Raw genomic sequence first — 22,114 nt, forward strand, 5'->3', positions numbered from 1 at the left:
CTAAGCGGCCTGTTTGAGAGGCGACTGCTCGTAAGGAATGTCAGGGAATACGTGGTTGTGCAGTTCTCTGATAGCGATCGCCTGAACTGCCGGGTTACTGTTTTCGAGGTTTTTAAGTTGCGTGAGATTAAGCTGAACAGTGTAAATATCACCACCCTCTATCGGCGGCATATTTTCAAGGCGGCGAACATCATTACGCGACATCCAGCCATTCTGCAAAGCACTGGTATAGTACGCTGCACGCCCGGCGCTGTCGGCGCGCAGAAGCCCCTCAACGGAAAACTCTGCAAATAAATCCTCATCGCTGTTCAGAAGGCAGCGCGAGATTTCCTGTTCAATATTGACCAGCAAAGGGCGCAGTGTATGAGTCAGGAACAGCATATTCATGCCTTCAAGACTCGAAGCCCAGCTGGACTGTTTTGTCGTGTGACCAACCATAAAGGGCGGCACGCGAAACCAGCGACAGATTTCTTCGATGCTAAAGGAACGGCTTTCCAGCAATTGTGCGGCTTCCGGGTTCATCGTGACATTCTGGTATGTCAGTTCATTTTCCAGAACCATCAGTTTCCCGGCGTTTTTAGAGCCAATAAAGGACTGAAGACTCTTACGAAGTCTTTCACGCTGATCCTTATTCAGCGCTGTTTTTGAAGAAAGGAAACCGGTACTTTGCAGGCCGTTTTCGAAGATTTTCGCCGCCGCCTCATCCACCGACATGGCCGCGCCGAAGACGTCAACCCCGGCCATTGTCGGCATCATGCCGCACACGCCATCAAGACCAAACCCGCGAATGTGCATCATCCTGTCTACAGGAATGATCCGCTCAACGCCGTTTTCCGTGTAGGTGTACTGTAATTTTCTACTATCGAGCCGCTTTACAACCATATTCTGAGGAAGCAGTGGAACCAGCGATACCAGCTTGCTGCCGATGAACAGCTTTTCGACAAAAGCATTACCACGCAGACAAACGCTGGCCACAATCATCAGCATGAAGCGGGAAGGTGTCATTTCCGGGTTAGGACGCCTGCATAATATCTGGTAGGCAGGGTTGTTCTGGGCCAGCTTTCGTGATCCATCCGCCTGCCTCTCGTAAATTTTAAGCGGAAGCGTGGAGACAGACTCGCTCAGGAGCCTCACGCACGCCCATACAGCAGAAAGCCGGATAACTTTGTCAGCGGTGACTACTTTTCCGCTACTGCTGGTTCCGAACCACTCCCGCCAGAATTCACCAGTCGTCAGGCTTATTGGAACACCAAGCCAGTTTAAAAGAGCGCTCTTTATGCGCCCTGGTTGCTGTTTATTCTTCGCCATCAGATACCCACTATGATCGGATCGTCAAAAAAGCCCTCAATATCGCCATCATCCTCTTCATCTCCTTCTGCTGCGCCAATCGCCATCGCACCAGAAACAACGCCATCTATACGGCCATTACTTCTGCGCTTGCTGAAAACCCGGTTGCCGTTTTTATCCTCTTCAATAACAGCATTCGCGGCACACCATCGCAGGCAGGGATTCAGAACAATACTGATTCGCTTCTCCATAATCAGTTGCTCAAACAGCTCAATTGAGTGCGGCATCCACAAACCTGATTCCGCCGATTTACCAAACCCCTGCCCGTGCGGCACAAGAGGAACCGTAACACCTTCGTCATCCAGTTCAGGAGTCAGATAGTCAATGTGATAGCGGTCGAAAGCGACTTTTCGTATATCAAACATCGCAGCCAGCTCAGCCATGCGCTTTGCGACAAATCCGTAGTCAATGGCCGTGCCGGGAGGCGCATGGATATGACCATCACGCTCCCACACATCGTAAGGAACCCGATCAACGCGAGCGCGATCGTATAAAGTATCTTTCGGGGTCCAGAACTCTGTCAGCATTACGCTGATGTCAGGAAAATAGAGAGACAGTGATGTAAGGTCCCGCTTGCCCGATAAATCCAGCCCGCCATAGCAAGTTTTACCCCGTAACTGCTCAATACTGATTTCCTTTTCACAGGCCATCCAGATATCGCCGCCGATCCACGGATTCTCTGCATCCACCCACTGACAGAAGTTCAGTCGGCGCACCAGGCTTTCTTTCGCAGGCATGCCGCGGGCATCTTCTACCTGCTCGCGCAAGTAATCAGGGAGAAAGGTATGCCCCATTGATGGGTTAGCTTTCCCCCAGCATGACTCATCTTTAAAGGGATCGTCGCCTTCATCCAGTGAACAGATAAAGGCAAAGAACGCATCATTTTCACGCTGACCAGCGGCTACCTTCTGCCCGTACTGGTGGTAGTCGTAGCAGACGCTGGTTTTGTCATGTCCGCTGTTGGTTATCATAAAAATTAACGCCTGCCGCCGACCTTTAGTCCCGGCACGCATCATCTCAACCGCACGGTTATCTTTATGCTCGTGAATCTCATCAATCAGGGCGCAGTGAGGACGCGGCCCCGACTGCCCATCATCAGAGCTGATAGGCCTGAAGAAAGAACCGTTTTGAAGAAACGCCAGGTTCCACTCTTTACCGGCTCCCCCTGATTTCTGAATTCTGGACAGAAGCGCAGGCGACTGATCAACCATAGCCACAGCATCACGAAACAGGATCATAGCCTGGTCTTTTTTCGTCGCGGCGGCGTACACTTCTGCGCGCGGCTCTTTGTCAGCCATCATGCAGTAAAGGCCAACCCCCGCCGCCAGCGGCGATTTACCAGAACCTTTCCCGGACTCAACATACACTGTGCGGAAACGACGCGTGCCGTTCTCACGCTTCCAGCCGAAAACAGAGCCGACGATAAAACATTGCCAGGGCAGAAGAATAAATGGCGCACCTTCGTGCTCACCGCCATTCAGTTTCAATACCTGAGCAAAAAAGTTGATAGCCCGCGTAACCGATTCAACATCCCAGGTCAGACCGCGTTTTTTCCCCTCTTTTAAATCACGCAAATGGCGCTTACAGGCATTACGGATATCAGGGCCGGCAACTACTTTTCCCTCTGTTACATCCATTGCATACTGAGTTGCAGGATCAACCGAAGAACTGGTTGAGCGGGTCTTCTTCTTTTTCTCCACCATCAACTTTCACCTTCGTTCTGGCGGCCGGGGTAAGACCGAATTCAACCAGGTAACTTTTAAAGCGGCGATCCGCGTCGGCCAGCATTGCAACCGCCGGGTTAGCCTTAATTAAAAAACCGCCTTCAGTCTGAACGGTATACGTCCTCCCCTCGTCAGCGATCGTAAGCCGCAACTGGAGTATGTCGGCGTAAATATCGCAAAGGCGCTCCAGCGCCAGCACGTCAGCCACGGTAAGTACGCCCATACCGTCAAGCAGCACAGTGAGTTTTCCCCAGGCGACTTTTCCCCAGTCGGTAAGGTGGGCCGGAGGGCTGGGTATTTCTCTCGCGGGCTGGGGCTCTTTATCGTTAAGTTTTCGCTTGCCCGGATTGCCGGTCACCACTTTCAGGTGGGACGGTTTCGGGCGACGTCCTGCCATCGGAACCTCCCGGAAAAAAACTTTTCATTTCGCGGTTATGCACAAAAAGGACGAGCGGCGGTCATTTGGGGTCAGGCTTCTGAACTTTTGACCCGCCCCTCCCCATCAGATGAGAATAGATATCATTTGATTCGAAATGATTTCATTTGCAATCATTTTCCCACCAAAATGAGATTTATTATCATTTGAACCAGTGTGAGTTAGGATCAAGCGGCACGCCATGCTCATCACATCCGATGACGGCGCCGCGTTTTTCCATCCGCTGCTTTGTTGAGTCGTGATGCTGCTTGCAGAGTCCCTGCCAGTTCTTACGGCTCCAGAATAGCTTTTGCGCCTTCGCTATTGCCCCGGCGTCTCCGCTGTTCAGCGCCTCTTTCAGCTTGTGCGGAATGATATGGTCAACGACGGTTGCCGCCGTCACTCTTCCCTGCTCATGGCACATCACACACAGGGGATGCTCGCGGAGAAAGGCAAGTCGTTCACGATCCCACTTGCTGCCATAGATGCGCGGTTCTTTCTTCATGCCAGCCTCCACGCCCGGCGGCGCTCTGTGCGCGGTGTTCTGTCTGGATGACGCTCTACAGGTTCACCGTCGGCATGATCCACCAGTGAGTAACACGGATAGACCACTGCGCCGCCATAAGCATCACCCACTGCATAATCAGCAGGCTTGCTGCTGTCCCAGCGATACAGCACGCGGTTAATATGTTGAGGCGGTACGCTATAGCAAACGCCATGTATCAGGCGCGGTAGCGTGATATGGTGGGACTGAATCTTGTCAGCCACTATAAACCGTTCGGCAATCTGCATCTGGTACTGCGGTGGACGGCCAGTGCCCAGATAGAAGCTCACCAGTGAATCGGGGAAGCGGTTAAGCCACTCGCCCACCAACTCAGCAAACCCAGTCACAGGTATCGCGTCGTCTTCCAGAATCACTACCCGACAGGGTTGGCAGGCAGCCCATTCCAGCGCGCGGCGGTGATTCCAGTTAGCACCACGGTCACTGTTATCAATTAGCAGGACAGCACCGATAGACTCAGCCAGACACAACGCCTGCTTGTACCTTGAGTGGTGTCCGACCACCACAAACTTCACTTGTGTTTCCACCAGGCGTACTCCTTACCAACACCATCAGACTTGAACACGGTGTGGATGCGCGGGCCGATTACTATCCGATCACCGAAAGACTTCGCCACGATACCGAACGCCAGCATGTCACCTACAGCTGCGACATCCCGTTCTTTCTTCCAGAAACGATAACTCTCGATCCGGTAGTAAAGGCGAATAATGCCGTGGGCGAACGCCATAACATCGGCGCGGGTGCCACCCAGCAGACCAGCGTTAAGCATCACATCGTTGCGGTGTTGTTCGATGAACTCCTGATAGATGCGTTCCGGGTGATTCTGTCTTGCCCAAGCGTCGGCGTAGGTCTTCGGTTCTGAACCGACATAAACCTTGCCTGGTTCCATCTCATCCCACGGCGCACAAAGCATTTCGACATCAGTACCATCGGTACACCAGACGAACCGGTATTCAGGATGATCGCGCAGGTACTGCCAGATGTGCAGCCAGCGCCGGAAATAGACGTTCATCGCGACATCTGGAACTGTCACCAGTTGAGCACCATCAGGAGCGGCGGTTAGCTGATCGGCCAGCACTACGGCATCGGAACCCCGGATTGATTTAGCCCAGGTGGTCAGCACCGCCGGGTCAGGCTGCATTCTGCTACCGCGCTGCGGATCGGGCTGACTGGTAAGCAACGTTGTGATCACAACGTCGCGCTGGCACCGGTATTCAACGTAACCGGTAAATCCCGTATCGCGCCGCGAGTTGTGGATCTTCACGTTACGTTCCACCAGCGCTTTCCGGTCTGCCGTTGGTACTGAACGGTCTACGGCTTCATGCTCATCGAGCGAATGAATCAACTTATCTGAGCCGATTACATCGGCATAAGCCCACGTCGTCAGCCCGGCGTTATGGATGCGCAGGGCAAGGTCACTGTGTTCGTACATGCCGCGCCCGTAAATCCAGTCGAAGCCACCGACACGCTCGATAGCACTGCGGTGGTAATACAGCATCACGCCACGCTGCCCCGTGTACGCCACATGTTTATCGTCGCTATAAAGCACAGCGAGATCGTTAAGCTTGCGCGGTCCGGCAAGGTCGAGGAACTGATACGCCAGATGCGGCTCAGGTGATTCGATATACGGAAGATGCCAGCCATCGGCAATCGGCCATGCGTCGTCGTCCCACAAAAACAGATGCTCGCACCCGGCATCAATCAGCGCTGTAAGGCTGGCATTCTTCGAAGCAACAATGCCTAGTGATGTTTCATTGCGAAGCAACTGCACACCAGCAGGAACCACGGCAGCAGGTTTTGACCCGTCGTCTATAACAACCACCAGCGCGCCAGCAGGTAAAAACTTCATATGCTGAGTCAGGGCGCGGCTCAGAACGTCAGCACGATTGTGCGTTGAGATTGCTATTCCGATACGGGCAGAAGAATTACAGACAGGCGCATACGGGACATTATCAATAATGACCTGCATATTTTCTCCGGTAGGGAATTATCGGCGTTGAATGATTACTGTCCCGTAAAGCGTCTGCCGCTTCACTTCGCCGTTTTCTGTTGTCACGTAACCACGCTCATCGAGAACCGCTGAGATCACTTCACCTTTCTCATCATCAGCCGTGTAGACGTGCTTAACCTCAACGCCATCGAGAAAGACAGCGTATCGCTCGACTCCGGGATTAATCTTCCTGCCGGGATCGTCATCCAATACAGTGAGACGCATATGACCTCCTGTTAAATACCACGGCGTCTTATGCCCCAGACGCACCACCTGGACGGCATTCATTACGAATGGCTTTGCGGATAAAACTGGTTAGGTCATCCATCGCTTTCTGATGTTCAGCAACGTTCTTTGCTACATCTTTAGCCGCACAAGCAGCAGCATTATTCTGCGCGTTTTCAAGCACCGCTTCGAGATTGGTATCAACACCAGAGTGAACTTCGAACCGATCAGCGGTAAAAGTTACCGTGTTCTGTGCTGGCTTATCTTTGCGAACACCAAGGCTGATGTTGTAGATATTGGTCGCCGAGCGAGTATCTTCGGGGTCCGCAGCGTGAATTACATCGCCAATGAATGCGTTATTGATGTAATACGCTTCACTTAGGTTCTCTGCGTTCACGAGCAGACTCCTTCTTGCAGTTAGCCTGCACTGATTTGTTATGCGTCAGGATGTCTTTCTTGGTCTGCTTATCCAGCACATCGATGTCGTGATCGGTGAGATAGATGATATTCACCCAGTCACAGGCCGTGTCCGTTACTTCATGTTTTGCGGGTAAAGTTCTCACGCAACTCGCGGTCAACATCGTCATCAGGAAGATGATTAACAGTCTGCTGTACATCCCTGGCTCCTTTTGTTGTCTCTACCCGGCGTTCTGCAACGGCTTCAGTGGCTGCTGCACGCTCTTCAGTGCGTTGCTGGTTCGCTTTTGTCTCAGCGATGTTAGTACCGCGTGATTTACCCAGACCAAAAGCACCTGCAATTGCGGCCAGCACAGCAACAGCCAGGCCGATAATCATTTCAAGTCCCATATGACCTCACACCAGGGCGGCTTTTGCTTTGGCGTAACGTTCACGGCGGTCTTTAATGCCGTTCTGCCCACCGTTGATGATCTGCGTGACGCGTTCCACATCACCCGAATACAGGAGGCAACCGCGCAACGTGAAGTACCATGCTGCCGAACGGGCCGCATGTCGCTCTTGCGTTAGCAGTTCCGGCGTACTGACAAGGTCAAGTTTCAACGCTGTACCGCACCGGGTATAGTTCTCACGGCCAGTGATTTGCAGCAGGCCGCGACCGCGATATTTCCAGCCATCACCCTGGCTGTGATTACCCATGCGGTCACCGTAAACCAGATTGGCTATTTGCGGTTGGTGGGCGACCTGCTTACCATCGACGCGCCCCAGCATTTCACACTGATACGGCGTCAGGCGTTTACCAAAGGTTTTTTTCAGCCCGTCTACCGAGTAGTTAAAACTCTCTGCCAGTGAGGTAAAGCCAGCAGACTCATGTCCAACTTGTGCAATGAACATGGCCTGATCGTTAACTGCTGTAATTCCAAATTCTTTCATTGCCGCGTCGATGTGCGGAAACCAGCGCGCAGCTAATCCGGCGCTTATATCAGCCGCCTGCTGAAACTGTGATTGGTTCATTAGTGCCTCAGCGTATCTATGAGACGCGCCACATTGCCTCGTGACCTAAGCACGGCGGCGCAGATGATCAAATTAACGATGACTACCATCCAGTGCGATTCCTGATAGAGACCGAACAGATACCGGAATGGGACGCTGGCATATACCAGCACTGTGAAGTAGGCCACCAGCGATATCAGAGGGCGATGTCTCGCGCCGCCACGCTGGTAGAACATCAGCGCAACCACAATCACCCCACAAATTAACGCATTAAAGAAAGCAGAAGGATCATTTAACATTGCCCCCTCCTCCGCGCAGACGCGAAAGCATACCGAACAGGCTGTTCAAATCCTGACTGTTGATGAATGTCAGCACCTTGATAGTGATGGCCGATACAATCACGGCGCCGAGAGCATCAAGCGGGCGATCACTGTAGCCTGTCCATGCTGAGAGTTTTGAGCCTAATAATCCGGCCCCAAGCACACCAACAATGAACGATGTCATGAAGTATGCAGCCAGACGACCACGGGTAAGATTTGCAGCCGTTGCAACGTAGAAAACCGCGCCACCAAACGCACCAAATACAACGCCAAAATCGGTATGAGTGAAGATTCCGTAAATTACGGAACCCACCAGCCCACCTCCGAGCATCGCGCCGGAGCCAGTTACAGGATCGGACATTTAGCCCCCTCTATTGCTGTGAGTCCTCTCAGAAATGAGGGGAAATAGAATCAGGCTTCACGGGCTGGATTTATCAACAAAGCACGTAGTGAGTGATTCCCGCGAGCCTGAACACGAAAAAGGCCGCCTAAGGGCGGCCTCATAAAGATTGGAAACTTACTTTATGACTGATGAAATCTTACAGCAAGAAAGTAAAGACCAAGCAGAGTGGTTGTTATGATATTCATTAATATGAATAAATACACCCCCACGAAGATAGTTTTAAGCCATATGATTACTTCTGAAGACAAAAATGTTAGTAACCATAAATGGAACGGCTTACCCACCAATATTGAAACCATTCCCAGACAAAAAAGCATAAAGCTTACAAGAGCAAGGTATCCAAATAGGTAACAAACAAAGCGTCTGCGAGTTAGCTCCACAGTGATTTTTTGACCACGAAATTTTTCCACCAAAGTAGGCGGATCACCAGCCATCACTTCATCAATGGATGGGCTTGAAAAGGTTGCTACAGCGGCCAACGCAGCAATGTAAAAACCTATCAGTACTTGAAGTAAACCATTAACTTGAAGAAGAAGTCCATTGGTTGCTATCAGAGGTATTTTGTTAGCATGGTAATGATACACAATCGTTACAATAAATGACACCGCGCAGGGTACTTTGAAATCATACCAATTCTTTTCCTCATGCTTGATAAGGAGATAGCTTAGCGGCGAAAAAAGTTTCATCTGAAACTCCCTTTAAAGTAACCCAATCATCTTTGTTTCAAGCTGAAGATGTACTCTGCTTTCACACTGGTTGATTAAATTACCTAATATGATTTTCTCACTTTTAGTGAATAGTTTAGTTGCTGCGTCCTCGTTACGGTCCAGATCTAAGCTGGCTTGTTTACCGTCTTTAGAGTAACTAATTGAAACTTTGGAATATCCTGATTGTTGTCCTTTCCTTCTCAAGATCTCTAATAATCTTTCTTTGTCTTTTAACGGCGGCTGCTTAATGATTTTGTACCTTACGGATCTTTCTGAGAGTTCAGTGTACGCTGTTTGGTCCAGACCGCCTTTTCTTCTTGTGCTCACAAGTTTAACATTATGAAGTTTTGCCCCTTTCAGGGCATCCATCAGTGTCTGTGAGCCGTGAGAGTATATATCTAGCTTTGGCCTATGTTGGCACATGGCCTTCGTTGCGGGGTTTTTGAACTCACAACCAGTAAACGCCTCTCTGAGCATTGCGTTTAAAAATGGTTCAAGAACAGATTTACTTATACCCGGAACGGACTCTACAAGCGTTTTGTAATGGTCTGCTGAATGGGGCTCAACAGTGGTGGAAATCACAATGTGGCAAGACACCGCGATGCCTTCCCCTGCAAGCTTGGGTTCTACCCTGAGGTTACCTGTTGTCAACTCACCAAAAACAGGATCAGAACCATTCTTGTCACTGAGCTGAATTAGCATGGTGGCTTGGGCTACGCCAGCAATATACTTCATTTCTGAAATTCTAAGCGCCCTAGTCCCATTGTTGTACAGCTTCACGGCGTTACCGGAGTTCACCAGCAGACTGAGCTTTGTAAGTATGTCCGTAATAGGAATACTTGGAGCAGCTACGTGTGTAGGCGTCAAAGCAAAGTCAAAAAAAGAAACCCAGCGTTCATTATTGGAAAGCACATCGTCACCACTTAGATTTTTAGTTCTTGCCTATACAATAACTTAGCAATACCAAAAATAAAGTGATCACAAATAAAAAAACCCGCAACGTGGCAGGTTTTTAGAGGTTAATTATCTACAGGCGTTATACTCCATAATTAGAAGCATACACGACAACTTCGGACAAAATCAAGCTTTGTGAAGTGAAAGTGCTAAATTTTGTCCACATCATCACTAAAACTGGTCGCTTTTTGAAAAGCAGTATCGGCCTTATGCTCTTCCCGGCTGCAAATGTCCACCAGCGACTCAAGAAACGGCTTCCAGTTGCGGGTCCATGTTCTGACGTGCAACTCTGGTACACGCTTCAGAATCGCTTTGTACGCAGCCGTGGACGGCACAGAAGAAAAGCCATTCCCACCACAACGTTCGCAGGTTTTGAACACTGGCGCCCCATGCTCTTTCGTAGCCTTGCGATCGAGTACCTCTCCTTTACCACCGCAGCGACACCGGGCGCTTATCGTTCCCTTACCTTCACAAACTTCACAGACAGCCGGGACACTCTCTGTGACCTCGTTCCATTGCTCCCAGTCTGAAGGACGAACAGCGCGGGACTTGCTGGCCCAGTATGGAGCTTTACCCCACGGGTAAGATACCTTGCGGATTGTCCGGGTCACCGTTACACGCCCGGAACCATTGCAACTGTGACATGTCGCGCTGGTGGCCGCAGAACGGGAATACTCAGAAAATGCAAACTGCGCCAGTACCTGCATGCACCAGCCGAACTCAGTCCCTGCGGCCTTTCTGACATTCTTCGGAGCCGTCGCCATCGCGTGACGCGCCAGTGCCTGAACCGCCAGTTGTTCATCCGTCTTGCTGATCCCCGCTTTGCCGAAGAAAGCAGCCAGGCCGAATCGTGCACGACTGCTGGTGGTGCCGATGGCCGCCATAACATCAGTGCCGGTGATCCGATCCGGAGAGGTTCCTTTCACGCCGTCGCTGATGTGCATCCCCTGAGGGCTGAAATGTTTAAGGGCAGACTCAAGCTTCACAATAATTTCCTCCGGCGATGGGATGCTTTTATTATCTCATTTATTGCAACATTCATCCATTTTGATGCAATAAATGAAATATAATTAATCACCCTGATGTGAGCCGATCAGGTTCAGATAAACGCCGTCCTGGCGCCTGCCCATATCTGCAAAGTTCTCACTCTCCAGATACCATTTGAGTACATTCAGCGCCTCCTCGCGGCTTATCGGCCTGATGGTTTCCAGCTGTTTTTCCAGCCAGTTTTCCCTGTGCCAGATGTGTGAACTCTCCCAGGTGTACTCGTTGGGATGCAGTTCTTTGTACGCTGCCACCCGCATCTGCGACAACCAGTCCCAGTACTGGTATTCCCGGACTACGTCGCTGAGGGTATAAGGTGCCGGAAGCACGTCTGTATAAATAAACTCTCCGTCTCCCTCCCGCATGTAATCACAGTAAATCCCCTGGTAAGGCCCATACCGGGACTCAATGAGACACTCAGCCGGAACAGGATCAAAAACAGCCTCATGACTGCCAAAAGCACCACGAACCTTCGCGGCCTTCTCCCGCTGTAATTTCGCATTGCTGATGAAATGCTGTGGGTTATCGAGCCACATTGTCGAAAACACGGAGGTCCAGCCCGCGCCGTTCTGCTGAAGGTATCGCGTATACCGCTCCTGTGCCTCTTTCGGTGTGATGGTCAGTTTCTCCAGCGCCGCTTCCGCTGCGGCAATATGGACAGGCTCGCCCGTTTTGATAACCTCCAGCACCCACAGGTACGCATCCGTCTGTTTATGTCCGGTGATCACCTGCTGCGGTGGCAGGGGCTTAACCGTCGCCAGTTCAGTGCTGTATTTTGGTTCCGGTATAGTGAAGAGCACCCGGTGTTCAGGGTTGTCCCGAAATAACCCGGAACGGCGGCAGATACTTTTCACGGTATTGATATTGACGCCCGTTTCGCGCGAGATGGTTTTGTACCCTTTGCCGCTACGTTTAAGATCGAGTACGGTTTCTTTTATATCTTCTTTTTTCATATGCACACCCTGTATTCGGGCGGGCTTCCCCGCCCCCGGCAATCAGAAAGGCACGTCATCCGAAAAATCATCTTCCGGTGCCGGTTGCCCGCCTGCGCTTTTCTTCCGGCCTCCCGGACGGACAGTCCTGGCGCTGATCACTGAATCCGCCACCATCTGATAGCCCGTCTGCAACACACCATTATTCCCTTTCCACTGACTGGCCTGCATATTCCCGGAAACACTAATCAGGTCACCTTTCTGATGTTTCAGCAGATAATCAGCCTGTTTGCCGAATGCCGTTACCGCCAGCCAGAATGTAAGTTCACCACTCTCGGCATCCCGGCAGGGGAGAGACACCGCAAGCCGGGTAAATGCCATACAGTTACCGTTGCTGATCGTTTTGCTCTGCACATCGACCACCAGCCGGCCATGTGCCGCGATATGTGCTGTCACTGGACTGCCTCCTCACTTTCGTCAAGCTGAACCAGTAAATATGAACGCAGGCGAATATTCCCCAGATGCCGGAGCCGCGGGGTCAGCGTCTGATAGCCTTTATCACTCGGTGATTTTTTCAGTATTCCGGCATCACACAATGTGCGTGCAAACTGTCCGCTGTCGAATCCCCTGGCAACTTCAGCCTTAAACACCGAAGGTAAGACATAAAACAACACCGGATCATCATGATGATTTCCTTTATTCCGGTATCCGGCCAGCTCGCTAATCGGCAGACTTTGTTCGTCATAGGGTAACGGAGCAAACCTGCGCATACCGAAGGTACTCAGGAACTGCACTGCCTGTTCAATAATCTGTTCAATCTCTTTGTTACCTGTACCAAACACGCTAATCCACGCGTTATAGCTGTGCTGAATGGCATCCCGGCAGTGCTGCTCATCCCAGCCTGTAATTACCTTTCCGAGCAGCAGCGCAGCCTCAAGAATGGCAAACCGGGAAGCCACACGGTGAACCTGCTCGCCATAATCGGACGGGACAAGATTACGCCAGCGCTCTTCCGCTGACCGGACTATCGCAACGGCCTCTTCGCGGTTTTCTGCCAGCCATCTGATCCACTCCCGCCCGGCGGCGCCATGATGATTCTGGTAAGCATCCTTAATGGCATCGGCATGTTGCTTGCCATTTTTGTGCCCGTGGAAAGCAACAGCGCGACTCATGGGAATGTTGAGCAGACGCACCAGTTGCCCCGCTTTAGCCTTGCGACCCGCTCCGGTCACGAACGTTTCCATATCCACTTCACCGGTACTGACCGCCACTGTGCGCCAGCGTTTCAGCTCACGGTTACCCCCTTCTTTGGCCCCCTGTAGTTTTCCGGTTCCGTTGAACAGGGCATAAGCTGACTTCCAGACCTCCACCGGATCGGCTCCCTGGCCGATTTCATCCAGCGGCATGAGAGCATCATTGTGAGCCGCAGCTTCATTTGCCAGCCCCAGCGCGGTTCCGTACCAGGTCAGGCGCAACACATCCGGATTGCCATACAGACTGGAGGCAACGTTGGCCGTGGTGGTTTTACCTGCGCTGGACTGCTCATAGAAATGGATCCCAAAGCCATCAGCACCAGACAGCCCGATAAGTGGAGCGGCCAGCGCAGCCGCAACGGCCGTCATCATCGACCAGTTACCGTCAGCGAGAGCCCCCACACTGTCGCGCCAGCTTTTACTGTCACCTTTAATCGTGTACCCGGCTGCCGCAGAGCTGCGCCCGTTAAAGAGCACCGGATGTTCAGGTTTTCCAATGATTTCGCCATCCGGCATGATATAGGCGCCACACTGCCAGCCGGTGGCATGTGCAACCCGCCACAACTGACCTGTACCGCTACGCTGCATCCAGTCAGCCAGGACAGCCCGGAGGTTATTTTTGGTCGTGACATTCACGCCGCCCGCCTTTAACATCCGCCACCCTTCCCGTTCACCAATATCCGCCTGCGGAATGGCGCGGGTTACTGGTGTATTTTCGCCTTCCGGCTGCCAGCGCAGGATCAGATAACGATCCCGGCCGTCACTGCCAATACTCACCACGTCCAGCGGAGAACACAGCCAGCTTTCGTTACTGATAATTTCGCCACTTTCCTTATCGACTTTTGGCGTAACCCAGAAGACACCATCATCGCGGCTTTCAACGCGCGGCTTAAGTTCATCATCAGTTTCTGACGCCGTGCCTTTTTTGAACGCAGGAAGTTGCAGAACCATGTGTTCTCCACGCTCAGACTGCTCACGTAACCTGGACAGATATTCTCTCCAGTCTTCAGGGTGGCGGTCAGGAATACCCTTGTATAATTTCGCCTCCTGCACGCCCGCCAGCGCCAGTTTTTCACCAATGGCATTAATCAGAACCGGCTCAATATCACCTGCCAGATAGACGCGGGCAGAACGACGTCCGTCATCAACAATTCTCAGGTTCCCCAGCTCCTGGAGTTGCTTCGGGCCAAGATAAACCGGAGGCGTTGAGTCCCGTGCCACCTGTTTACCCATCCCCTCTTCCCAGCCTCTGGCGTGAGAATAAGCCTCAGATCCGGCAAAAATAACGGCTTCAGTAAACTTATCCTCTGGCAGGCACTTAAAATTAGGTGCTTTTTTCATCATAAGCCCTCAGTGAACTACCGGTGCCGCCGGAATACCTTCCGTTTGCAGCGTCTCAATAAAACCGTCATGAAGAAGCGCCATCCCCTTCAGTCCCTGTACCGACATGCGAAATCCGGTCACCGGATCGTGCTCAAGCATGCTCCGATAAATTGCCATCGCCATTTCCGCAGCCTTTTCTGTTGGAAACATTTCATACGCCAGCCCCTCGATATGATGTGCCAGAGCAAAACGTTCCGACCACGGGTAGATGACGATGCCGCCACGTTCTCCGGTATACACCGTGACCTCTTCAGGCTCTCCCTGCTCATTTTTCACGCTGACCTTTCCGTTGGCATCCCGCATCTCGCGGATATACACGGACACCACCACCCAGCGCCAGAGTACAAGGTGCTGCTCATCCGTCAGCGTGAAGCAGCCCGTACTCATTCCCGCCCACAGCGCGGCCGCCAGGCGCATGCCTGACACCGGATCCGCGTCATACCGTCCGTTGTCCAGTTCCTCAATGACCGTTCCGGGGGATTCTGATTTCATAAACTGATCGCTGCCGTCCGCCTGGCAACAAAAATAAAGAATGTTATTTTTCTCCGCTTCCGCACGACTTATTTCTCCGCATTTATCATGCGGCTCCGTATTACCCCTGACGTTTTTCATCTCTGTATTACGCATGATAAATCTCCAGGCCAAAGTTATTATCTTTGGGGTTATCCAGCGCCGCTGTCACCGCTTCTTTCATGACTTCATTCATGAACTCAACCCCTTCTGATGTCAGGCGACTGTTGTCTTTGGTCAGCATCCCTGCGTAGGTTTCGCTCAGCATCGACAGCCCTTTATCCCTGCCGAACTTGCGGAAGCACTGGAGTTCAATGCTGTTGATAAGGCAACTGGCTATTGCCTCCCCTGTCAGGTTATCCAGCGCCACGACCTGTTTTTTCACCATCAGGTTGAGAACTGCTGATCCACTGTTACGCAGACGACAATAATGAATAAAGGCGTCAGCGATATGCTTCCGGTTTAATTCAAGAGAATTATTTGACTGGCTCATAAATATTGTTTCTCCTGCCATCAGGGCGAGTAATCCCCCGACCCGATGGCCGTTAATTTCTGGATAAAAACTTATAGGGTTATGCCGGAATTATTTCCCGCTTTTTTGTCTGCGTTCGCTGATATTGAAACCCGCCTCATCCGCATTAAATTTCAGCGCTGCCGCAATACCCGGTAAATTCATCAGCATTTCGCCCAGATTACACAAATCCTCACGCGCCATTTCATCGGTGTAGTTTTTATTGTCACAGGCCCAGAACACAATATTGCCGACAGACCCCAGCCCGGACATGATGCCCTCATAAGCGCTTTCGGAATGCATACGGATCGCCACCAGCGCCTCATCATCCTCTTTATGCAAATCGCAACGGGTAAGCAGTTGTTCGATGTTGCTCATACACCACCTCCGGCCAGTTTTTTCAGATCAATCCCGTAAACAGCCAGCCATGCTTCAGCGGGCCACGCCTTTACACTGCCGTAGCGCTCATCAGGCACATCCCTGGCCTCAACACCGTTGTCGCGGCACCAGCGGCGTAGTGGTGCGAATTTAAATTCACCCTTGCGGCCGGTTGCCTTTTCAACCCTGGTGATGGTTGCGTGTTTTATGCTTTCGCCAAGCTGCTCTTCCAGATCCCGGCAGCGACGGGTTACGGCGCTGAGTTTTCCGAGGGCGGAAGCTTCGCGTTTACGGCTGATTTGCGCTTTTGTTCTCTCGGCGTGATCGGCCCGCTCTTTTTCTGCCAGACGGCCCTGCTCAGACGCCATCGCAATCTGAAGGATCTCCATCGTGGATAATTCACGCTGCACAGGTACAGGTTTGCAACGGGCTTCCAGCTTGTCGACCAGCACGCGGCGCACAGCTTTTGACTCACGGGCAGCAACGCGGAGAGCCTGCTTACGGCGCATTCCTATGACTTCCTGATCCGCACCACCTTTTTTACTGTCCATAGGGGTTACGAAAGTTTCGTAACCCTCCCCGGCAAGTTCATCTTTGATACGGGCAACAAAATCATTATTGCGAATCGGCTTTTGCCCACACTCTTTGCGCGCTTCATTAACCAGCACCAGCAATTCCCGGGAGTCGATATAATCAGAGTCGGCCTCCAGCACACCACCAGCCATCAGTTCAGTTTTATCAGCCATTGCACACCCCATGTTCATTGTCAGCCTGTTCACCCAGATCCAGAGCATTCGTCGATTGCTGCGTCAGATGGGCTGCAACATCAACAAGTGATATCACGTACATCTGCAAATTCTTCTCCCCGGAACCGAGAATGCGGGTAGCACAATTCATCAGATCCAGTGAGCGTTGCAGGTTCATCAGTACATCTTCATCGGTATGGTAGGTATGTGGTTTATCCATTGTCGGCCTCCGTTGCTTCTCGGGCGATCTTTTCAATCAGCTCGATGAGTTCAAGGCACAACTGCTCTTCTTCCGCACTGGAAGTGAGAAATCCGGCCGCGGACGCAAGCGCCTGAATCTTGTGCAAAGCATCAAGGCCAATACCGACTTTAACGTTACGCATTGCACACCCCCTGTTCAGGTGTGACAGACCAGCCAGCCCGGCGAGCCATTTCCAGAAACGACGGTAACGTTGCGATATGCTCGCCATTCACCAGCGGGTAGTCACACACATGACGGCCTTCTTTAAGCTGAACCACCACGCATCCGGTAAAATTCGGAGCGACATGAAGGTTTACGTTCAGAAGAGTACGAAGCCCTTTCAACAACACCCGCTTTTCAAACTCAGCGGCATCGCCATAAGCACCACATCCCAGGCAGCGGAATGTCTGAGTGACAGGATCGACAGTGAATGATGGCGTTTTCTCGCTATGGAAAGGGCAGAATCCGACGTAATTCTTTCCCTGCCGATCCAGGTGAACGCACAATCCGACGGTTTTAAGGATGTCAGACATGTGCCACCTCCTGAGCACCAGAGGTGCATGCTTCAAAACGCTGCTCGAAAATCCATGAGAAGTGATCGTCACCGTCTGTCAACTGGAGACGGCATGGTGCCTTAGTACGAATCTGCGCGGCGAACACCAGATCCCAGTTAAGAAAGTGCGAGCGGGCCTGCTGTTCTGTGTTTGCTTCGGCACGAAGGACAACGGGTGTGACGTTGGGTTTATCTGATGGGGCGCCCAGAAACAGATATGTAAATTCAGGGCGAGTTTGGGTATCATGTGAACATGCCATAATGTTACTCCAACTAACGTTGTGGTTAGAGGCCCAACCTGGACGGGCATCCGGTTGGGCTTCGCAATATCTGCACCATTTTATTAACTTGGTGAACACCACCAATATATTCACAGGTGAACACCACGTCAACAATTGAATTAGATTTTTTTTCGTGCATACTGAACACCACCTACCAACAAGAGATTCAGTAATGGCAACGGGAAGGAAGAACAACAAGTCTTTACAGGTATCCGTAAGGCTCCCACTTGACGACCTCGAACTAATCGAGAAAGTTAAGGAAGAGGGTGAAAGTACAGCCGGATTTTTGATTACAGCAGCAAAAGGTGAGATCAAACGCCGACAGCGCAAAAAATCGAAAGACGATCCTGACCAATGATCGTTCTGGTTCCCAAAGGCAGCGCCGCAATCGCTGCCTTTTTCTTTGTGCGTACAGGGTGTGCTACCAGTAAAACCGCTCATACTGATACCCCGACTTTCCCGCCACCAATCAGCTCGAATGGAATCTGACCAATTTCATCCACCAGCTTTTGCGCCTTAACCAGTTCAGGCAGATCATCCTGGCGCTTACGAAGACGGCGGCCAGCATCGGAAGAATCTTCGTCTGAAGCCTTCCAGGCTGCTGCAACAATATTTCGCATCTGCTCAATCGTGTGATGAACGCCAAGCTGAGGCACCGAACCCTCCTTCTCAACTAAATCCAGCAACCACACACGAAGCTCTTTCGCTACTTTGGTGCGTGCAAACATGCCGATGAGATGAGCGCCTCGTGACGAAAAAAGACGAACCTGATTATATTGCAATTCATTGTTTTCATTACGAACCCTCACTTTGGCGATGGTTGTCATACTTTCGGTGAATTCATCCTTGTGCCGGTAGTAAAGGTTCAAAACCTTATCTTTGCTGGCATACTTCAGAAGCCCGGCCAGAGTGTCAGCAGTGAACCATATTTTCCCGTCACCATTGTCAAACGGAATTACCACCTGGTCATGAAACTTCAGTTCGCGGCAATTAACGCCCTGACCGATTTCAGAGTGAGCAAGGCCCTGCCCGGAGAGGGCATTTAATTTATTCATGGTATTTACCTGTCGTTAATTAGTTGGTAACTGTCGCAACAAGTGCGCATAGGGGGTTCTTATTCAGGCTACCTCCTTGCGGGATTCTTCGATGCGTTGGTTAATCCAGTCATCAACTTCACTTTCGACGAAGGCGATGGCGCGCGAGCCAATTTTGACAGAGGACGGGAATTTCCCCTGACTCATAAGGCGATAAATCCAGGCTTTGCTGTAACCAGTGCGGCGCTGGACTTCGGAAAGGCGAATAAATGATTGCGACATATTTACCTCGTAACGTCTATTGCGGTTTACGAGATTAATTTAATCATATTCAATCTATTCAGTGTGGAAATCACGACAAGAAAGATGGAAGGCCTAATTTATGCTAAGCGATAAGGAAACAGTATTTTTATCGTAACATTGGAAATGCAGTAAAGGCAAATGCGGGACTTTAGAAATGTCGCCCCGCATTGAGCTTATCTTTAGAAGTGGCTACTGTTCACTATCAGGCAAAGTGATTTCTAAAGCTTCTTTTATCAAGTTAGTCATTTGCTTCTCTGTTACAACCATCCCCTGATACCCCAATGCCGCTAGGTTCTGAGCGACAGCCCTAGCTATAGCGAGTTTATTCAACCGCTCTCCATTCCGAAAGGATTTACTCGCTTTTTCAAGCGCAATAGCCATACCGGCAATCATCATAAGTGCTGTATTTTTACCCGGAAACTCTCCCCACTGGTCAAGATATATCTGATTGTTATTTTCAATAACCTGTGGTTGTTGTAGAGGTAGAGGCCAATTGAACTCATGATCAGCAACCCATTTCTCAACTTCACTTCGAACAAGCACACAATCTCGGCGGTCGTGATCCATATTATCGTAGTACGAAATATCTTTTGCACTTAATTTTCCATTGTCAATGGCATCCCATAAAGATTCTTTGTAAGCTTCACATTCACTATTTTGCTCTCCTCTTAAACCCAATCGAGGATTAGCGCCAATAATTAAACAAGCTGCATCACTCAATAGAATATTGTCGCGAGAAAGATAAGGCACCAACCAACTATCTAAGTTTTTTTTCAACCCAATATTATATTCTAATAGATTATCATGGAGGTTTAATCCTAAAGTTTTCTCTATCTCCGAACGATTAAAGCCCAAAAAATCAAATGAATTCATATCATCACCTCAAAATGGAATATCATCTTCAAAGTTAAGGTCTGTGGTGCTTTGTTCCTGCTCTGTCCTAGTCATAGATGGTGTCCACCCTTCGTAAGGCGGGTTATCCATATTGGGGCTAGCCATTACACGGCTTAAAAGTTCATAAGCACTAAACGATGGATCTCCGAAGGAAGGCCTACGAGTTATTCCTCGGGCATCTTGTATTAGCAGGCTAGGAGCATACTCTTGCTCTTCATCTAGCTTGATAATTATCCAGTTCGCTATCTGATCCCGCGTCATATCGGGATATTTTGACTCGATTCTAACAATTAGCTCTCTGATGCTTATGAATTGTTGCTTTTTAGCTTTCAACTCGATCGCTGGATTAAGCATACACCACCTCGCGCCTCCAAATTTTGTGGCTATGTCAGCCCGCAGAGGTATCCGGGGTATCGGGGATCAACCTAGACATAGCCATTTTCTTTGGAAGGATTATCGTCTACTGAGGTATACATGTCTAGCTTAGCTGTATGCATAACCAGTAAAATAATGACTGTGACACAAAATCGCTCGTACACAGTTGTTCCAAAACCCCAAAAAGTTGTTCCAGAGTTGTTCCAGCCTTAATGCATATATAACAATAAAAACAATAAGTTATATTCATAAAAATACATATGGAACAACTGGAACGACTGGAACAACTACTTTTCTCTTACATGTGAGTAAGTGGCTTAGCCAACAGACTTCTTAGCCAGCTCATCCAGATAGTCCGCGTACCACTGGAGCATCTCCCGTCGGCCATCAAGGTACTGAGCATGGTTGTAGGTGCCGCGTATCGTATTTCTGTCAGCATGTGCCAGTTGCGCTTCTATCCATGCAGAATTGAATCCTTTTTCATGTAATACAGTGCTCATGGTGTGCCTGAATCCATGTCCTGTGACCTTCCCTGCAAAGCCTATGCGCTTGATCACCTGATTAATGCTGGCCTCACTCATTGGCTTGCGGGCATCATTACGTCCGGGAAAAACATACTTACCCCAGCCGGTGATCTCTTTCAGCTCTAACAGATGTGATTTAACTTGCCGTGAAAGCGGTACAAGATGGGGGCGTCGCATCTTCATGCGTTCTTTTGGGATCTGCCACAAATCGTTGTCCAGGTCGAACTCAGCCCATTCAGAGGCGCGAAGCTCAATAGTTCTGACGCTGGTATACATCAACAATAACGTGGCCGCTCGCGTAGCCTTACTTCCGGTATAAGCATTAACGGCCTGAATGAAGGGACCGATCTGCGCTGGCATCAGGTGAGGAAAATGTTGTTGCTTCGGAGTTTTCAGGGCACCAGCTAAATCAGCAACAGGATTAAACTCGGCTCTTCCGGTGATGATTGCATAAGTGAATATCTGGCGGCAGGCCTGCCTGGTCTTCTTTAACTTATCCAGTACACCACGCTCTTCCATCTTTTTCAGCACGGAGAGCATGCTCATTGGCTTGATATCCGTTACGGCTTTTTTCCCGATATACGGAAATATGTCTTTTCTCAGGTATTCAAGAATGTCGTCAGCATAGCCTGAAGACCAGTTCGGCTTCTTATGCTCATGCCATTCAAGCGCGAGAAGTTCAAAGCTATTATTAACCGCGAGACTCTTTGCCTCTCTGGCGGCCTGTTTTACTTCAGATGGATCGTCACCCGCAGCAAGCATGCGTTTAGCTTCAGTCCGTTTGTCTCTGGCCTCCGCAAGCGTTACATCAGGATAAACGCCAATGGATAACAGTTTCTCTTTACCTGCATAGCGGTACTTCATGCGCCAGTACCTGGAACCGTTCGGGTTAACCAGCAGATACAAACCACCGCCATCAGACAGCTTGTATGGTTTTTCCGTTGGTTTCGCTGTACTGATCTGGCGGGCTGTTAACTTCATAATGGGGGTATCTCACTTCATTGAACCTGAACATACCCCCGAATGTACCCCCATGTGATCGTAGATTTCAATAGACGATAAAAGACGTTGAGATAATGATATTTTGTTTAATGCCTT

Annotated in this window: 33 protein-coding genes; 1 reads left to right on the forward strand and 32 read right to left on the reverse strand. The window is 50.4% G+C overall.

The window, feature by feature from the left end:
- The 27 genes from OGY62_RS08150 to OGY62_RS08280 all read right to left on the reverse strand — a co-directional run bounded on the left by OGY62_RS08150 (position 1) and on the right by OGY62_RS08280 (position 17,865).
- Positions 1–1,308, reverse strand: coding sequence for a phage portal protein (locus tag OGY62_RS08150; RefSeq protein ID WP_286459508.1), 1,308 nt, complete (start codon positions 1,306–1,308; stop codon positions 1–3).
- Positions 1,308–3,050: a terminase large subunit gene (locus OGY62_RS08155; protein WP_284885615.1), complete on the reverse strand. Its 1,743-nt coding sequence runs from the start codon at positions 3,048–3,050 to the stop codon at positions 1,308–1,310. Before OGY62_RS08155 ends, OGY62_RS08150 begins: the two co-directional genes overlap by 1 nt.
- The gene (locus OGY62_RS08160; RefSeq protein ID WP_125340033.1) at positions 3,004–3,468 is read right to left on the reverse strand and encodes a phage terminase small subunit P27 family; all 465 of its coding nucleotides are present in this window, start codon (positions 3,466–3,468) and stop codon (positions 3,004–3,006) included. Before OGY62_RS08160 ends, OGY62_RS08155 begins: the two co-directional genes overlap by 47 nt.
- A gap of 181 nt (positions 3,469–3,649) precedes the next feature.
- Positions 3,650–3,991, reverse strand: a complete 342-nt coding sequence (locus OGY62_RS08165) for an HNH endonuclease (RefSeq protein ID WP_284885616.1) — start codon at positions 3,989–3,991, stop codon at positions 3,650–3,652.
- Complete coding sequence (locus OGY62_RS08170; RefSeq protein WP_286459592.1) at positions 3,988–4,578, reverse strand: hypothetical protein; 591 nt, start codon at positions 4,576–4,578, stop codon at positions 3,988–3,990. The genes OGY62_RS08165 and OGY62_RS08170 overlap by 4 nt, the downstream gene beginning before the upstream one ends.
- Positions 4,560–6,017: a glycosyltransferase family 2 protein gene (locus OGY62_RS08175; protein WP_286459509.1), complete on the reverse strand. Its 1,458-nt coding sequence runs from the start codon at positions 6,015–6,017 to the stop codon at positions 4,560–4,562. The genes OGY62_RS08170 and OGY62_RS08175 overlap by 19 nt, the downstream gene beginning before the upstream one ends.
- An 18-nt stretch (positions 6,018–6,035) precedes the next feature.
- Entirely contained in the window at positions 6,036–6,263 is a 228-nt protein-coding gene (locus OGY62_RS08180) for a hypothetical protein (protein WP_099433592.1), read from the reverse strand.
- 28 nt (positions 6,264–6,291) lie between these two features.
- The gene (locus tag OGY62_RS08185) at positions 6,292–6,660 is read right to left on the reverse strand and encodes a hypothetical protein (protein ID WP_286459512.1); all 369 of its coding nucleotides are present in this window, start codon (positions 6,658–6,660) and stop codon (positions 6,292–6,294) included.
- Positions 6,638–6,844 (reverse strand): hypothetical protein, encoded by a 207-nt coding sequence (locus OGY62_RS08190; protein WP_058669108.1) that lies wholly within the window; start codon positions 6,842–6,844, stop codon positions 6,638–6,640. The genes OGY62_RS08185 and OGY62_RS08190 overlap by 23 nt, the downstream gene beginning before the upstream one ends.
- Positions 6,801–7,070 (reverse strand): hypothetical protein, encoded by a 270-nt coding sequence (locus OGY62_RS08195; RefSeq protein ID WP_199947855.1) that lies wholly within the window; start codon positions 7,068–7,070, stop codon positions 6,801–6,803. The genes OGY62_RS08190 and OGY62_RS08195 overlap by 44 nt, the downstream gene beginning before the upstream one ends.
- 6 nt (positions 7,071–7,076) lie before the next feature.
- Positions 7,077–7,691: a glycoside hydrolase family 19 protein gene (locus tag OGY62_RS08200; protein WP_286459517.1), complete on the reverse strand. Its 615-nt coding sequence runs from the start codon at positions 7,689–7,691 to the stop codon at positions 7,077–7,079.
- A complete protein-coding gene (locus OGY62_RS08205; RefSeq protein WP_286459519.1) occupies positions 7,691–7,969 on the reverse strand; it encodes a phage holin family protein in 279 nt (92 codons plus the stop codon). The genes OGY62_RS08200 and OGY62_RS08205 overlap by 1 nt, the downstream gene beginning before the upstream one ends.
- Positions 7,959–8,351: a phage holin family protein gene (locus OGY62_RS08210; RefSeq protein ID WP_047462987.1), complete on the reverse strand. Its 393-nt coding sequence runs from the start codon at positions 8,349–8,351 to the stop codon at positions 7,959–7,961. The genes OGY62_RS08205 and OGY62_RS08210 overlap by 11 nt, the downstream gene beginning before the upstream one ends.
- A 161-nt stretch (positions 8,352–8,512) precedes the next feature.
- Positions 8,513–9,079 (reverse strand): hypothetical protein, encoded by a 567-nt coding sequence (locus tag OGY62_RS08215; protein ID WP_286459521.1) that lies wholly within the window; start codon positions 9,077–9,079, stop codon positions 8,513–8,515.
- Between the two features lie 12 nt (positions 9,080–9,091).
- Positions 9,092–10,012, reverse strand: a complete 921-nt coding sequence (locus tag OGY62_RS08220; protein WP_286459523.1) for a hypothetical protein — start codon at positions 10,010–10,012, stop codon at positions 9,092–9,094.
- A gap of 191 nt (positions 10,013–10,203) precedes the next feature.
- Positions 10,204–11,040: an antitermination protein gene (locus OGY62_RS08225; RefSeq protein WP_286459526.1), complete on the reverse strand. Its 837-nt coding sequence runs from the start codon at positions 11,038–11,040 to the stop codon at positions 10,204–10,206.
- An 84-nt stretch (positions 11,041–11,124) separates the two neighbouring features.
- The gene (locus OGY62_RS08230; RefSeq protein WP_286459528.1) at positions 11,125–12,051 is read right to left on the reverse strand and encodes a hypothetical protein; all 927 of its coding nucleotides are present in this window, start codon (positions 12,049–12,051) and stop codon (positions 11,125–11,127) included.
- 42 nt (positions 12,052–12,093) lie between these two features.
- The gene (locus OGY62_RS08235; RefSeq protein WP_200096265.1) at positions 12,094–12,486 is read right to left on the reverse strand and encodes a single-stranded DNA-binding protein; all 393 of its coding nucleotides are present in this window, start codon (positions 12,484–12,486) and stop codon (positions 12,094–12,096) included.
- Complete coding sequence (locus OGY62_RS08240) at positions 12,483–14,624, reverse strand: DUF927 domain-containing protein (protein WP_286459532.1); 2,142 nt, start codon at positions 14,622–14,624, stop codon at positions 12,483–12,485. The genes OGY62_RS08235 and OGY62_RS08240 overlap by 4 nt, the downstream gene beginning before the upstream one ends.
- 9 nt (positions 14,625–14,633) lie before the next feature.
- Positions 14,634–15,293, reverse strand: coding sequence for a hypothetical protein (locus tag OGY62_RS08245; RefSeq protein ID WP_286459533.1), 660 nt, complete (start codon positions 15,291–15,293; stop codon positions 14,634–14,636).
- Positions 15,286–15,669 carry a hypothetical protein gene (locus tag OGY62_RS08250; RefSeq protein WP_286459535.1) on the reverse strand — a complete coding sequence of 128 codons (384 nt, stop codon included), beginning with the start codon at positions 15,667–15,669 and terminating at the stop codon, positions 15,286–15,288. The genes OGY62_RS08245 and OGY62_RS08250 overlap by 8 nt, the downstream gene beginning before the upstream one ends.
- 90 nt (positions 15,670–15,759) lie before the next feature.
- Positions 15,760–16,065 (reverse strand): hypothetical protein, encoded by a 306-nt coding sequence (locus OGY62_RS08255; protein WP_286452439.1) that lies wholly within the window; start codon positions 16,063–16,065, stop codon positions 15,760–15,762.
- Entirely contained in the window at positions 16,062–16,811 is a 750-nt protein-coding gene (locus tag OGY62_RS08260; protein ID WP_286459537.1) for a hypothetical protein, read from the reverse strand. The genes OGY62_RS08255 and OGY62_RS08260 overlap by 4 nt, the downstream gene beginning before the upstream one ends.
- The gene (locus OGY62_RS08265) at positions 16,804–17,031 is read right to left on the reverse strand and encodes a hypothetical protein (protein WP_286459539.1); all 228 of its coding nucleotides are present in this window, start codon (positions 17,029–17,031) and stop codon (positions 16,804–16,806) included. The genes OGY62_RS08260 and OGY62_RS08265 overlap by 8 nt, the downstream gene beginning before the upstream one ends.
- Positions 17,024–17,194: a hypothetical protein gene (locus tag OGY62_RS08270; RefSeq protein WP_286459540.1), complete on the reverse strand. Its 171-nt coding sequence runs from the start codon at positions 17,192–17,194 to the stop codon at positions 17,024–17,026. Before OGY62_RS08270 ends, OGY62_RS08265 begins: the two co-directional genes overlap by 8 nt.
- On the reverse strand, positions 17,187–17,585 hold the full coding sequence (locus OGY62_RS08275; protein ID WP_286459542.1) for a CHC2 zinc finger domain-containing protein: 399 nt from the start codon (positions 17,583–17,585) through the stop codon (positions 17,187–17,189). Before OGY62_RS08275 ends, OGY62_RS08270 begins: the two co-directional genes overlap by 8 nt.
- On the reverse strand, positions 17,578–17,865 hold the full coding sequence (locus OGY62_RS08280) for a host cell division inhibitor Icd-like protein (RefSeq protein WP_286459544.1): 288 nt from the start codon (positions 17,863–17,865) through the stop codon (positions 17,578–17,580). The genes OGY62_RS08275 and OGY62_RS08280 overlap by 8 nt, the downstream gene beginning before the upstream one ends.
- Positions 17,866–18,058: 193 nt before the next feature.
- On the opposite strand from OGY62_RS08280, the gene OGY62_RS08285 reads away from it, so the two are divergent.
- Entirely contained in the window at positions 18,059–18,244 is a 186-nt protein-coding gene (locus OGY62_RS08285; RefSeq protein ID WP_286459546.1) for a YlcI/YnfO family protein, read from the forward strand.
- Between the two features lie 79 nt (positions 18,245–18,323).
- On the opposite strand, the gene OGY62_RS08290 is transcribed toward OGY62_RS08285, so the two are convergent.
- From OGY62_RS08290 to OGY62_RS08310, 5 genes are all read right to left on the reverse strand, one after another.
- On the reverse strand, positions 18,324–18,941 hold the full coding sequence (locus tag OGY62_RS08290) for a BRO family protein (protein WP_286459548.1): 618 nt from the start codon (positions 18,939–18,941) through the stop codon (positions 18,324–18,326).
- A 63-nt stretch (positions 18,942–19,004) separates the two neighbouring features.
- On the reverse strand, positions 19,005–19,202 hold the full coding sequence (locus tag OGY62_RS08295; RefSeq protein WP_286452433.1) for a helix-turn-helix transcriptional regulator: 198 nt from the start codon (positions 19,200–19,202) through the stop codon (positions 19,005–19,007).
- Positions 19,203–19,412: 210 nt separating this feature from the next.
- Positions 19,413–20,096: a hypothetical protein gene (locus OGY62_RS08300; RefSeq protein ID WP_286459550.1), complete on the reverse strand. Its 684-nt coding sequence runs from the start codon at positions 20,094–20,096 to the stop codon at positions 19,413–19,415.
- Between the two features lie 9 nt (positions 20,097–20,105).
- A complete protein-coding gene (locus OGY62_RS08305; protein ID WP_286459552.1) occupies positions 20,106–20,471 on the reverse strand; it encodes a hypothetical protein in 366 nt (121 codons plus the stop codon).
- A gap of 338 nt (positions 20,472–20,809) precedes the next feature.
- Entirely contained in the window at positions 20,810–21,997 is a 1,188-nt protein-coding gene (locus tag OGY62_RS08310) for a tyrosine-type recombinase/integrase (protein WP_286459554.1), read from the reverse strand.
- Between the last annotated feature and the right edge of the window lie 117 nt (positions 21,998–22,114).

Origin of the sequence: Citrobacter sp. CK198, from assembly GCF_030333295.1 — a bacterium.
GTDB lineage: Bacteria > Pseudomonadota > Gammaproteobacteria > Enterobacterales > Enterobacteriaceae > Citrobacter_B > Citrobacter_B koseri.